Source organism: Bradyrhizobium sp. ERR14 (assembly GCF_014198235.1).
Taxonomy (GTDB): Bacteria; Pseudomonadota; Alphaproteobacteria; order Rhizobiales; family Xanthobacteraceae; genus Bradyrhizobium.
This window is the reverse complement of sequence record NZ_JACIHD010000012.1, coordinates 1-13,542: the sequence shown is the minus strand read 5'-3', so window position 1 is coordinate 13,542 and position 13,542 is coordinate 1. Positions and strand designations below refer to the sequence as shown.

At 57.0% G+C, this 13,542-nt stretch carries 11 protein-coding genes and 1 pseudogene; 7 read left to right on the top strand and 5 right to left on the bottom strand.

The window, feature by feature from the left end:
* Positions 1–13: 13 nt before the first annotated feature.
* Genes GGD62_RS27490 through GGD62_RS27470 form a run of 5 tightly spaced genes read left to right on the top strand, consistent with a single transcriptional unit; the run spans position 14 to position 4,518 of the window.
* The gene (locus tag GGD62_RS27490; RefSeq protein ID WP_183711218.1) at positions 14–1,036 is read left to right on the top strand and encodes an ABC transporter ATP-binding protein; all 1,023 of its coding nucleotides are present in this window, start codon (positions 14–16) and stop codon (positions 1,034–1,036) included.
* Positions 1,033–1,935 (top strand): ABC transporter ATP-binding protein, encoded by a 903-nt coding sequence (locus GGD62_RS27485; protein WP_183711216.1) that lies wholly within the window; start codon positions 1,033–1,035, stop codon positions 1,933–1,935. Before GGD62_RS27490 ends, GGD62_RS27485 begins: the two co-directional genes overlap by 4 nt.
* 3 nt (positions 1,936–1,938) lie before the next feature.
* The gene (locus GGD62_RS27480) at positions 1,939–2,874 is read left to right on the top strand and encodes an ABC transporter permease (RefSeq protein WP_183711214.1); all 936 of its coding nucleotides are present in this window, start codon (positions 1,939–1,941) and stop codon (positions 2,872–2,874) included.
* Positions 2,875–3,777: an ABC transporter permease gene (locus GGD62_RS27475; protein WP_183711212.1), complete on the top strand. Its 903-nt coding sequence runs from the start codon at positions 2,875–2,877 to the stop codon at positions 3,775–3,777.
* Between the two features lie 9 nt (positions 3,778–3,786).
* Entirely contained in the window at positions 3,787–4,518 is a 732-nt protein-coding gene (locus tag GGD62_RS27470) for a peptidase C39 family protein (RefSeq protein ID WP_183711210.1), read from the top strand.
* Between the two features lie 399 nt (positions 4,519–4,917).
* Here GGD62_RS27470 and asnB read toward each other — a convergent pair whose 3' ends face one another.
* From asnB to GGD62_RS27450, 4 genes are all read right to left on the bottom strand, one after another.
* Complete coding sequence (gene asnB / locus GGD62_RS27465; protein ID WP_183711208.1) at positions 4,918–6,810, bottom strand: asparagine synthase (glutamine-hydrolyzing); 1,893 nt, start codon at positions 6,808–6,810, stop codon at positions 4,918–4,920.
* A 245-nt stretch (positions 6,811–7,055) separates the two neighbouring features.
* Positions 7,056–7,841 carry a formyltransferase family protein gene (locus GGD62_RS27460; RefSeq protein ID WP_183711206.1) on the bottom strand — a complete coding sequence of 262 codons (786 nt, stop codon included), beginning with the start codon at positions 7,839–7,841 and terminating at the stop codon, positions 7,056–7,058.
* A 29-nt stretch (positions 7,842–7,870) separates the two neighbouring features.
* On the bottom strand, positions 7,871–8,482 hold the full coding sequence (locus GGD62_RS27455) for a CDP-alcohol phosphatidyltransferase family protein (RefSeq protein WP_057030381.1): 612 nt from the start codon (positions 8,480–8,482) through the stop codon (positions 7,871–7,873).
* A 557-nt stretch (positions 8,483–9,039) separates the two neighbouring features.
* Positions 9,040–10,254, bottom strand: coding sequence for an MFS transporter (locus GGD62_RS27450; protein ID WP_183711205.1), 1,215 nt, complete (start codon positions 10,252–10,254; stop codon positions 9,040–9,042).
* 801 nt (positions 10,255–11,055) lie between these two features.
* On the opposite strand from GGD62_RS27450, the gene GGD62_RS27445 reads away from it, so the two are divergent.
* Entirely contained in the window at positions 11,056–11,427 is a 372-nt protein-coding gene (locus tag GGD62_RS27445; RefSeq protein ID WP_183711204.1) for a hypothetical protein, read from the top strand.
* Positions 11,428–11,653: 226 nt separating this feature from the next.
* Here the strand turns inward: GGD62_RS27445 and GGD62_RS27440 are convergent, their stop codons facing one another.
* Complete coding sequence (locus GGD62_RS27440) at positions 11,654–12,160, bottom strand: hypothetical protein (RefSeq protein ID WP_183711203.1); 507 nt, start codon at positions 12,158–12,160, stop codon at positions 11,654–11,656.
* A gap of 790 nt (positions 12,161–12,950) precedes the next feature.
* Between GGD62_RS27440 and GGD62_RS27435 the strand changes: the two are divergent.
* Positions 12,951–13,447 (top strand): annotated as a pseudogene (locus tag GGD62_RS27435) (transposase); the annotation flags it as partial.
* Positions 13,448–13,542 lie beyond the last annotated feature (95 nt).

The following is a 13,542-nucleotide window of genomic DNA, read 5'->3' as shown; positions in this document are numbered from 1 at the left end:
CTCGGAAGGTGGAATGATGGACCAAACCACTTCGCATGCGCTTGAAGCGCCTTATGTCCAAATCTTTGAGCATGGGAATGCCGGGCGCCCGGCCATCACAGCTGGCGACCCGCCGCTTCTCAGCATTACCGGATTGACCGTCGTTCTTGCGGACCGACCCGAGACGCGCCTCCTGGACGCCGTTCAGTTCGACCTGCGGAAAGGTGAGTTTTTCGCGCTTGTCGGCGAAAGCGGCAGCGGAAAGAGCGTCCTGTGTTCGACCATCATGGGCGTAGCAAGTTCCGAGCTGAGATGTTTAGGCGATATTCAGATCGAAGGCAGGCCTCTTAGCCATGTCGATCGGCGCCGGCGTGCAATGATCTACCAACAGCCAAGTCTATATCTTAACCCCGTCCGAAACATTGGATTCCAGCTTCGCGAGACTGTCCAGATGATCGGCGGCTTGAGCAAGCGAGAGGCGAGCGAAAGAGCTGTAGATCTACTTTGCGATGTGGGGATTGATGATCCAAAAGCGACAATGAGAAAATATCCGCACGAGATGTCTGGCGGAATGAATCAGCGCGTCATGATTGCTATGGCGCTCGCGATGAAGCCGAAGCTTCTGATCGCAGACGAGCCGACCTCGGCTCTCGACGTCACCACGCAAAAGCAGATCCTTGACCTGCTCGAACGGCTCCGCTCAGACATGGCAATCCTCTTTGTGACCCATGATTTGGGAATTGCCCTGCAGCGGTCGGACCGCATCGGCGTTCTCTACGCCGGCCAGTTGGTCGAAGTCGGGCGTGCCGATCTCGTCGCTCGAACTCCCCTCCACCCCTATACGCGCGCGCTATTCTCCGCTGTCCCACCACTATCAGGCCATCCGCGGCGTCTGCACAGCCCTGCAGGCAACCTCCCTGAACCTACTCAGCGCCAGGCCGGCTGCAATTTCGCATCTCGGTGCTCCGGAACGCTGGACACCTGCCGGCACTCAAGGCCCACCTTGCAGGGCATTCCACAACAAGTGGTGGCATGCCACAACTTGAGGGATGAATGACATTGCCAATCGAGCCTCCTCGCGTTCGTACAGCGCGCGCGTCCTGCGAACCCATTCTCGAGCTGCGCAATGTTGATTTTTGCTACCCGGCTGCTCGCCGCTCCGCTGGGGAGGTCCTTGGCGGCTCGAGGCTGAACAAAATCAACATGAGCATCCGTCCTGGGAAAGCCCATGGGCTGATCGGGGAGTCCGGCAGCGGCAAAAGCACAATTGCGAAGCTTCTGCTTGGGCTGACAGCGCCACAAGCGGGTCAGATTTTTTTTGAGAGCGAGCTGCTGACGCCGGATCGATTGGCTGCGTTCCGCCTCCGTGTCCAACCTGTCTTTCAGAACCCTCTCGACGCACTGAACCCAGCCTCCCCGATCGGCAAACAGATTGTCGCGCCCCTGCTTGTGAATTTCAAAATGAAGTCTTCCGATTGTCAGGCTCGGCTCGCTGCCGCAATTTCCGCCGTCGGCCTGTCGGGCGACATCCTTGGCAAGTTACCGCATCAGATAAGCGGCGGACAGGCGCAGCGGGTCAATATAGCGCGGGCGCTTATTCTCGATCCCGAGGTTCTGATTTGTGACGAGCCCGTCTCCGCGCTCGACATGACCGTTCAAGCTCAGATCTTGAACCTTCTGTCGGATCTGCGCGAGAGCCGGGGCCTGTCCCTCTTATTCGTCAGTCATGATATCAGATCCGTCGCTTATCTCTGCTCAGAGATCACTGTCCTAAAGGGCGGAAGTATCGTTGAGAGCGGTTCACGCGATCAGGTGCTGCTTGAGCCAAAGACGGATTACGTGAAGTCACTACTGGGCGCGGTGCCCTATTCTGAGTTCGGCCGTGAGATGGCGAGCCCCTCAACGCCCTGTTTGCACCCTGCAGAGCGTTGTCACTTGCCGGCGGAGAGGCGATAACCGATGAGGGGAAACGCCCAAAAGGTATTTGCGAGCAAAATTGCTCGCGCATTGGTCACGCTCGTTCTCATGGTGACGAGCGTATTCATCCTTATGCGCTGCGCAGGCGATCCGGTAACCGTCTTACTTGGGCCAGACGCGACCCCGGATATGCGCGCCGCATATTCAGGCGAATTGGGGCTCGACCGCCCGATCCTGGCACAATACCTAGCCTATCTCCATAACATCGTCCGGGGCAGCTTAGGCGTCTCTTACGTCTTTCGACAGGATGCACTCGGTGTCGTCCTCAGCCACCTTCCGTTGACGCTGATACTCACCTGCTCTGCTCTTACCTTGGCGGCGGTCACGGGAATTGCGGCAGGAATAGCTGGCGCGGTGTTTCCCTCGAGCTTCATCGGCCGTGCGTGCACGATCGGAGCCGTCGTGGGACTGTGCGTTCCCAGCTTCTTCCTGGCAATCGTCTTGATGCTGGTGTTCTCGATTCAGCTCAATTGGCTGCCGACCGGCGGCGCTGACAACTGGCGCAGTTTGGCTCTGCCGGCACTAACCATGGCGGCCGCAAGCTCCGCCGTGCTCGCCCGCTATACCCGCGTGGCCGTTCGTGAATCGCTGGATAGCCGGTATGTGTTGGCTGCGTTTGCGCGCGGCATTCCGTTCTCGCGGATATTGATCCACCACGTCCTGCCCAATGCGGCGGTGCCGATCCTGACCGTACTTGGCCTGCTCATCGGCGGAGCCGTAACTGGCTCGACGGTCGTCGAGACGGTCTTCTCATGGCCGGGTATCGGAAATCTCTTTGTCACGTCCGTCGGCAACAGAGATAGTCCAGTGGTGCAGGCAATTGTCCTGCTTGCTGGCACTGCGATGATCATGACCAACCTGGCCGTCGATCTCGGTTACACCTGGCTTGATCCGCGGTCGAACTCCTCGGAGACATAGATGAGTACCGCCTGGGCGCGCGAATGGACTTGGAACATCTTTCCTTCGAAACCCCGACGCGCTCCGCGTAGGCCACGCAAGGCAGGACTCTATGGTGCCTTAATATGGATTGCCGGATGTCTGTTGATTGCCGCACTGGCCCAGCTGATCTCGCCCTACCATCCAGCACAGATCTCCTTGGATGCTCGGCTTTCGCCGCCACTATTCTTCGGCGGCACGCTGGAACATTTGTTGGGCACTGACGAGCTCGGCCGCGACGTGCTGGCGCGCTTGATATATTCGATCCAGATCAGCATGCTCGTTGCGGTGGGCGGGACCTTCATTAGCACCCTGCTTGGCGTTTCGCTGGGCTTCCTCGCTGCCGAGCTTGGCGGACTAGTCGACGAGGGAGTCATGGCATTGGTCGATATGCAGGCTGCTGTGCCGTTCATGATGACCGCACTGCTTGTCATAACGATATTTGGCAATTCGCTGGCACTCTTTGTGTGTCTTGTGGGCTTGCATGGTTGGGAGCGCCACGCGCGGATCGCGAGGGGGCTTGCTTTGACGGCCCGCAATCGGCTCCATGTAACGGCCGCACGGACCTACAACGCTTCGCGGATCCATATCTACGCAAGGCATATTCTCCCAGCCTGTGCACCGACCATCGTGGTCGGCATGACTCTTGGGCTCACCGAGACGGTTCTCCTGGAAAGCACCCTGAGCTTTCTGGGACTGGGGATACAACCGCCGATGTCCAGCTTGGGCAATATGGTGGGATTCGGCAGAGACTATTTGATGACCGCATGGTGGATCGCGCTCGCGCCGGGGCTCGTCATCGCTGCGACAGCGATCGCCCTCATGACAATTAGCGAGGCGCTGCGCCAGATGAGACCTCGCTCGGCTTCCTTCACGTCGATCTGAGGAGACGTCATGTCGGGCCCGGACGTCGAAAGCTCACTGAATCAAATGGTCAGGAACGTTCCTCTGTACCGGCAAAAGAGGAAGTTCACTTGTGGACCATCTTCCCTGATGATGGTCATGTCCGCGCTGGACGAGCGATATCAACCGAATGAAACAGCTGAGCTCGAGATCTGGCGAGAGGCAACGACCATTCACGGCGGCTGCGGACCGGTTGGCCTGGCATTGGCCCTCAAACGCCGCGGCTTCGCAGCGCTTGTTGTCGTGAGCCATGATCGGCTTTTTCTTAAGTCTCGCGCTTCACAAGGCAGCGAGGTGGAGGTGATGCAGATCCTCCAGGAGCGAGATCTGGCCGAAGCAGACCAGCGAGGCATCCCTGTCCATCTTGGCACCTACAGCCTCGATGACCTGTCGAAATGGATGGCGGCGGGGTGGTACCCCATCGTAATGGTCAGCATTGAGTTCGAAGCTAACACGATCACTCATTGGGTGGTGGTGACCGGGACCGACGCCGATTACGTATTTTTCAACGATCCTCTCAAAGACCCCGGCGAGCCAGATGCTGCCACGAGCGTTGACCACCAGAGCTTTGCTAGCATGACCGAGTTCGGTCCCAGCCGGGAAAAGGCAGTCATTCTTGCGGGCCTTCCCAAAATGGCGAATGTCACGCTTCCGCTTCCCAGGATTCATGCCAGCCATCAACCTCGGCCTGACACACCGAACGTTTCTGATCCCGAACGCTGATGCATTCTGGCAGCCGGTAGCACGATCGGTGCGTCTCGAAGCGTGCCGTCGAGCGGCCTTCGGTCGGCAGCGCCGGTATGCACCGAGTTCGGCACCAGCAATAACCAGCCATCAGGGGGCCTGCCCTGCATTCTTACCGCGCGTCCGTCAAGCGAGCGTTTTCGGTGGGCGCGCGAACACGTCCAGGGCGCTATCATGGTCAAAATCCTTTACTGGCGTCCTAATGTGCTCGCGTAGTCCAGCGCAGTCCAAGCGCCCTCAGACTCGTGCGCACTGGATAGCACGATCCCGCATACACATTTTCGATCGGCCCTGGCATTCTCCCGCGCAGTACCGATCGGCACGAGGCTTTGCCGCTGATCGGATTGACTCCCCCACAGCATTTGATCCCGCAAAGATCTATGGAAAGAGTTCACGGAGGAAGATTTCTAGATTGCAGATCAGCCAGAGTTGTTTTCCGAATGTATCGTTTGCCGCTTGAGAGCGGCGTGCATACCACCGCCGGAGAGCGTCAACATCGAGATAATCAGCGATCGCGGGAGAGTCTTTGAAGATTAACTCCCGAAACGGCGCCGAGCTCTGGTCTGTCGCCCACTTACCCAGGGGCAACGGAAATCCGAGCTTCTTTCTCGTGATCACACTTGCGGGTAGACGATTACTGTAAAGCGTGCGCAGCGCGGCCTTAGAAACGTCGAGCGTCTCGCTAAATTTCTCAATAGGCATGAAGGCCGCCTGAAACCGGGCGAAGGCATGCCTCCAACGCAGATGTTCTGAGAACGGCATGCGCAGAGCCATTGCAACGATCCGATGGTCTGTGAAAGGCACGCGAGACTCCACACCCGCTGCCATCGTGGTATTATCGACCATTTCCAGCAGCGCCGGCAGATGATGCCGTACAAAGAATTGCCTTATGCGCTCGGCCGGAGTGGCGCCGCCTGAATGGTAGGCGCTGCTCATCCAATCGATCAGCTCCGCATCGTGAACAATGTCCCTTCTCCATGCTGATGTCCCCAGCTCCAGCTTCTCGACTTGGGGAAAGTAAGTGTACCGCGCAAGAAAGAGCTCGAATTCGCTCGCCTTGAACTTGGGAAGGCCGATATGGCGTCGCGCCGGGCGGCCAATGACGTCAGGCAAAGCGGCCAGCAGCGCCTGCCGACGAACATCGAAGGACAATCTGAAGATTCGGCTGTATCCAAGGAATATCTCGTCGGCACCTTCACCGGTAAGGAGGACCTTGTGAGATTGGCCGACTGCCAGCGCAAGCAAATACATCGCAGCTTCGTTGTGCATGCCGATTGGATGCCCACGTAATGCGGTAAGGCGTTTAACCACATCCAGGCTCGTTGCCCCAGGCAGCTGGACCAAGACGTGGGCGAGCTTGAGGGATTTCGCGACCTCGACAGCATAAGGGCTTTCATCGTACAAACCGTCGCATACGACTCCAGTGAAGCATGTCGGCTTTTGTGACGAGTGCCTTGAAAGCTCGAAAGCCAAGATACTGGAGTCGAGCCCTCCCGAAAGCAGCGCCGCGACTGGCGTGTGGGGCAGCAGATGTTCCACCACGGCGCTGCCGATCAACGTTTCGAGAGAACTGAAATCACCACTATCATCCGGGCGGGCAGGATCCCACCAACGCGTATGCTCGTGCGATTGAGCCGTGATCTTCAGCCAGGTGCCGGGTTGCAGCTTTCGAATATCTGCAAACAGGGTCCTCTCGCCGAAGACGGCACGGTAGGAGAGAAAGCTTGATAGTCCAACCGGATCGAGCTTCGAGCGGACGTTTGGCCAATTCAGAATGGCTGACGGCTGTGAGGCAAAGACAAGGCCATTATCCGCGAAAGCGTAATACAGCGGCTTAATACCGAACCTATCTCTGACGAGGAACGCTGTCGCCGCCTTTTTATCGTAGATTGCGAAAGCAAACATTCCCCGCAGACGTTTAACACTGTCAAGTCCCCAACAAGCAAATGCCTTGCAAAGTACTTCCGTATCCGACTCTGTGCGAAATTGGTATCCGCGCCGAAGCAAGTCCCGTCTTAAGTCACGGTAATTGTAGATCTCGCCGTTATACGTGACTGCTAGGCCGAGCTCCTCATCGAGGAACGGTTGATTTGACCGAGGATCCGGATCGATGATGGCCAGCCTTTGATGCGCAAAGGCAAAGGAAGGCGTCACGCAACTGCCACTCGCGTCTGGCCCCCGATGGGCCAGCGTCTGAGCGCAACGCGCGAGGTTCCGCTCGACAACTGACTTATCAGTAATCCGTCCGATGAATCCGCAAATCCCACACACAGCTAGCCTCCTCCGCGTGCTAAGCCGCCTCCCATGCGCTCGGGGCGCCGGCTCGCCGAGCACCGCTCGATAGACTGGATGCTACAAAAACAACGTCCAGAGCTAAGACAACCCTCACTCAATGAGCGGACAATTCGCAGGCAACTCTCTGGCTCTCCGCGGACCTTCTCGCAAAGCAGCGCGGTCGCAAATATTCCGGATTACCTGCCGCGATGCGCACCAAGTGAACTCTTTTCCCTAAGAGGCTAAGCACCCCTAGTGAGCGTCCGAACCTCGTTGGTCAGGACTCGTTCGACGAGCCACTTGGGAGGCTCAATACGTGGTGGAAAATATAGAGCACGGTAGAGGCGATCGAGTTCTTCGGCGCTGCGTGGAACGTCCGACGAATCCAAAAGTGCGGTCATCATGCGCATGGGATAGAAGCAAGGCTTGCGCTGGTCTTGAGCGATCAACTCGTCTTGGGAGCGCCGGGTAAATGAGCCGTCCAACAAACGCAGCCACACCTGGCAGAAGAGCGCGTAGCCATAAAGTTGCGCTCTGGTATCCAGAGAAAGCGCCGTCTCTGAAGGCAGCACGGGGAAGTGCAACTCGCCGATAATATCGCCCCTGTCCACTCGCTCCGACAAAAAGTGGACAGTCACTCCGAAGCTCTTCTCGCCATTGAGTATGGCATGCGTCCGCGCGAAACTGCCGCGATATTGAGGGAGTGGGCCGGGATGAAGATTAATGCCTCCTCCATCACAACGTGTAAGGATATGGGGCGGAAAAATCTTGTTCCACATGACGCTTACGAGAAACTTTCCGACAGGAGGAACATCGTCTATCGACTCGTAAAACGGTATTCCAAAGCGCTCTGCGACTTCCCAAAGCTCCTCACTGGTCTCATGCCGCCACCATGTTTTCTCGTGCCGGGAAGCACCGAGAATGCCCGCGATGTGGTCCTTGCCGCAGGTCTCGATGACAAACAGAAGACAGCGGGTCGCAAGTCCCCTGGTTCCGGCAAATACCACGCCGTTGGTTAAACTCGACATTTTTCGCCTTTATGACGTTGTAAGCACGACTATTGGCTCGCTCTACTCGTAATCAATAGCCCGGCGGACGCACTGGCCGTCACGCCGATGGTGAGCACATGCACAACAGTCCCTGAGGCTTTGATCTTGAACGGGGCGATGTGGAGCAACGATAGCGGTACAAAGACGGCAGGAAGAATGATGCTTAGCTCAAGCGGCGCGATAATGTGGTCTACTAACAAGATCGCCGCGAGCACTGGCAAAGCGTAAGAGAGTGGTAGACCGGTCGAATAACCGCGATCGTCCAGCCCGAAATAGTCAAAATATGCGAGGCGAAGAGCTCCGATCAATATCAGGAAAGCTGTGAACACCGCAGATGCTGGAGACGAGATGAAAGATGCGATGACAATTGCCGGGATGATTGATCCAAAAAGGAGATCCGAGAACGCATCGAGAGCTTTACCAATGGCTTTCGTGGCGGCTGTACGATTCTTGGTGCGCCTGGCAATTTCGCCATCCACGTCATCAGCGATGATCGCCCAGAGTCCAAGCGCTATTCCTGCCTCCTGGTGTCCTCTCGTTGCTAACGCAATCGCTGCTCCAGAACAAAGGATTCCCACGGCGGTAACGGCGTTTGCGCGGTCAGATAGGTATGCGATCATCAGACCTCGATGTTGTTGTCTCCAAGGACGATCGGAATCGCGGGCCTTGCCAACCGCAACTGCAACTTAAATTGGAATAGGTCCGAGTCGCCGCAAACTACCAGTTCTAGTAGGCACGCTTTATGGTTCCTCTAGCTAAGATGGCCGCTCTTCCCGTCAGGCGAGGCTGAGACGAGACGAATCCGAGCATCGGTTAACTTGGCCCCTCTCCTATACAGCCTGAAATTCAACCGCTGCAAAGGGGCCACCACGAAGGGCACTTGCTGAATCGTCCAGGGCAAAGACGCGAAATGCTGCCGAACGCCTCGGCGAATGGTGGTGTCAATCACACCGGCCAAATTTAACATACGAGGAGGTCTCGACGTGCCGCTCCGCAGCCTGCGGTCTGATCTTCGAGCGCGGCCACGACGCCTAGGTGCGCCAACGTTCGTCGCTCCAGTCGCCTCGCGCTGTTAATTGCGAATCCGAAGCCTCCACAGTACAACTCTGCTGGACACGGGCCGAACTCGGCGTGATGAGCTAAACTGCCAATCGATCTGAGGCGGAAACACACTCATTCAACGGCTTGGCTTTCGGTTCGATCGAGCGCTCACTAGTGCGAATGAAAGCGTGCTTCCTATTGCGCAGATGGTTAGTGATGCCAATGCGAAGGCTATACCATAGTTGTTTTGGATGATGCTGAAGAAGAATGGCGCAAACGACGCCGTAGACAATCGGAAAGTCGTGATCAACCCGACCCGTGTTCCATACCCGGTCGGCCCGAAGACTGAGAGTGGCACGCTTCCACGACAGATGCTGTTGAGACCAGAGCTAACCCCAGCGAAGGCAACGAAGATTGCAATTCCGACGAGAGAGTGAGGCGCCACTACGGTGACGAATGTCGCGGCCGAGAGCATAACGCATGAGAGTATGGTGAGTTGAATGGGGGATGTCCTCTCGGTAAACGAGGCTGCAAATAGCCGTACTGCGACCTGGGACGGGCCGAAGAGCGTGGAAACCAGGGCGGCCCCCTGCATGTCTAAACCGATCGACGAAAGGATTGGAATCATCCGGCCGAGAAGTGCTGAGAAAACAAAGGCCGTTAGCAAAAAGCCGGCCGTTATGAGGACGAGATCAAGCAGCTTGGAAGAGGATTGGCCTTGCCGGCCCCGGATCTTGTTCTGATCTCCAAGGCTTACGGAGGACCGGCCAAGAGCCACTTGGATTAATGGGAGAGCGGGGAGAACATTGCAGCCTCCGTAGATCCAACAGACTTGTCTCCAGGATATCGAGGTGAGCAATAACGAGGTCAACGGCCAAAACAACGTTGACGAGAAACCGACGATCAATGTCAAGAGAGCCATTTGCCGTCTTGCATGAACCGCATCTCGCTGCACCAAAAACACGAACGCAGCCTCATAGAAGAGAAAGGCCGACGCAAGTTGCATACCGAACAGGGCGATTGCAAAAACGACCGCATCCCAAGAAATTGCTGCAAGTCCCAGGCTCGCACCTCCAGCGAATGAGGCGACTCTCATTGTCTTGCCTGCGCCGTACCGGCCCATGAGGCGACCGGCAACCGGCGATATCAGCGCACTGGCAAGCAAAGCGAAGGAGAAACAAGCGAGTATCCACTCCTCTGTGACCGCGAGATCGCGGCAAGCCTCTTTGGCAATGGCCGCCACGCAATAATAAAGCGTGCCATAGCTTATGATACCTGCACTGCCCAGTGCCGCAACGATCAGCCCATCATCCTCCCGGACGGGTCGTGATCTTCTCGGTTCCGGGCGCATATGCCGAGTGCCTACCTAATGCGGATCAGAGGGCGTAAAATAGCCTCTGTACGCCCCCGATTTCGCCCGATCAGTTTTGTTTCAGACATGCGATGATGCGAACCGCGGGGCCGGCCGACCGTCGACCGCCGTTCGGGCCGGTTGTGACGCCTTGACCACGCACCTCGCCGGCAGGCCTCTATGTAACCTTGGTCTTGCCCAACCACACTATCAAACGGTCCAGCCTGCACTGCATTCCCGGCAGTCAAAGACGCAATCAGCTTGGCCAGCGCCAACGAAACTATGCGGGCATGGATTGGGCTGGCTTGCCGTCGAAGATGATCCGTCCTCAGCATCTGCAGTTTGCTAGGACTTACCTTTAAAGCACCGGCCGCTAGGGACGACTTCTACATTTTACACCACCGGTGTGATTTGTTCGGGTACGCTTAGCGCGCCAGCTCGCTTCCCCGAATTGCCGCCTAAAGGTAACGCCGCTGTACTTGGCTGCGGATGCACCCAAGTGAACAACGCCTGTCAGGCTGCCATCGCGAAGGGTCCCTTCGAACTCATAGTCTAAGCCCAATGTATCGCCGGGTAATTGTGAGAACAGCTTCAATTTCGATCCAATTATGTTGCCCCGGCAGTTGCCCGAGACCTCGGCGCCGACGTGCGTGCCCGCAATATTTTGGCGGTCCTGTCGCAGCATGAACGCATGGACAGCGCTGCCGTGAAGAAAATCGATATAGACCTGCCATGCTCCCGCCAGCTCCTCGAAAGCGCCGCTTGGAGTGCTGCTGGCGCTAACGGAGGTTCTGTAATGGCATGAACGATCGAACGGCCTACGATCTCGGCTTCGACTTTGGTCAGATTGGTCGGATCGACGACAATCCGTTGCGGGCGTTGCCAACAGTCGTGCAACACAATGCGTGGGCGAGCGCTGGCCAGCTTTTTGACGATCAGGTCGGCGTTCGCCGAGAATGTTTTAACCTCCCAAGAAACTGCTATTCGTGGATTACAGAATGCAGCGTCTGGTTCCATCTCTTCGACAGAGAGGCCAGGAACGCTCAAAAACTCGCGCTTCATTATCGAAATGCGCTCGCGCCATCTTTCCATCGCACGATCAGCCCCTCCCTTCACCCATTGCTCCAACGCGACGTAAGCGCCAATGATCTCGTCTTTTCCAACCTTCATTGACCGACCAAACGATTGGCCAAGAGGCCCATTCAGGTAGGCAGCTCGGCATAATCTTTCAGAGCCTAGTAAGAAGCCAGTAGATTGCGGTCCGCTGATATACTTGCCGCCTGAATGGATCAGTAGATCGGCTCCACTTTGAAGCCAAACGTTGGGGAATCTTGGGGCTGCTCCGGCCCCGTCTACAATCAGGGGAATTCCGAGTTGTTTGGAGCGCAGAGCAATTTGGTCAAAGGACAAGACCGACTTTGGAATATCTGAGGCAACAAGGCATATTGCTGCGATCTTCCCAACTGAAAGCTGATCCAGGTCTGCGGCACGGCCGATAGGACGCAACCCCACAACCGACCGCTCGAATTGCATGCTCGTAGGCCATTCGCTGATCAGCAGCCACAACCACCATTCTCTCGTCTCGTAACGGGAGCTTCAGCATCTTTTCTGGATCGTCACCAGCTACGCAAGCAGCAACCGCCTGACTTACTGCTGCTGCACTTCCAGCGGTCACGAGCCCCCATTCGGCACCGGTGAGCGCAGCCAATTTCCGTCCAACCGCTTCCGCCAGTTCATTCAGAACGACAAAGCCTTGACCCGAGGCTTCCATTGCGGCGAGACCGCGTTGGATTGCACCCGCCGTAGGAGGTGCGCACGCCGGTGCAATTAATGATCGGCTCAACGCCGAGATCCCGGAATACTTGACCTGCAGCGGAGCTGTCATGCGGCGCACGATCGCAATCATCTAAGCTCATTCAAGTACTGTCTAAGACTTGCGTTCAGAGCCGACGCCGGTCGCACTGCTGACGTCAAGAAAACAAGAGAAGCTCGAGCGCGTACAAACTCTGGACCCTGCTCTATCAGCATCGCCGACCAGCAAAGGAGGCTAGGGCAGTCTTCGCAACCTTTTTCCAAAGGTCGACAAGGACTCGCGCATAGCGTCGGAGCTTCGATCTATGCTCCGCATTAATAGCATGCGATTTGACGGACCACCGTTATTGGGCTTCCCCTCCTCCGCGCCACCCGTGACGGCAACCCGAAGCATGATTTCTGCTCGGCGCTCCTGCCGCGCCGCAAGCAAGAGCATCAAAACTCGTGCCACTTCGGTGATGCGCCGGACTCCCACTTAATTACTTCTCAATCCGTTCGACTCTGCGACACAATCAAAGTACGAGTGTGGCGAACCCAACAAACCTGACACAGCGTCGTATCGGTTTTCTTACCGTTAGCGAGCCTTTTCCCATTCCGATGATCGGAGCGTGAGTGCGTCATGTTGAGGCTTGTCAAGGTTGACGACAGATCGCGAATTCCTGGAACGTGAAGCAATCGGTCGCATCTCAACGATCGCCGACAAATCGCCATCGTTCGCCGACTTGGCCGTTGAGCGGCGTCAGCAACGTGCATCATGTCTTCGGCACTTCAGGCGCGGGGATAAAACTCTCGCTGCTACCGCTCGATCCGGCGTCCGAGTTGACCTTGCCCCACGGGCTTAATCCAGTTTGAAGTTCGTTCTGGCCCACGACAAGGACCAGAGCATGAAGCGCAGCCGCTTTTCGGAAGAGCAGATCATCGGGATTTTGAAGGAGCACGAGGCCGGCGTTTCGGTTGCCGACCTGTGCCGCAAGCACGGCGTCAGCGACGCCAGCATCTACAATGGAAGGCGAAGTTCGGCGGTATGGAGGTGTCGGAGGCTAAGCGGCTGAAGGCACTGGAGGATGAGAACACGCGGCTGAAGCGGCTGCTGGCGGATGCCATGCTCGACAATGTCGCGCTGAAGGACTTGCTGGGAAAGAAATGGTGACGCCCGCGGGGGAGCGGAAAGCTGTCGCCCATCTCATGGATGCCCAGGGGATGAGCGAACGGCGGGCGTGTAAAGCCATCGGCTTCTGCCGCATGACTGTGAGATACAAGACGATCCGGACGGACGATGGCGGCCTTCGCCAGCGCATGAAGGCGATCGCGCACGAGCGCCGCCACTTCGGCTATCGGCGCGTGCATGTCGTGCTCAAAGCGGGAGGGCTATAGGGTCAACCACATGGCCTAATCGCGCGCTCGAGGCTGAGGTAGAATGTTCTCCTCAGTGCAAACGAGGAGCATGTGATGACCCTTTATGTTGGTTTGGATGTA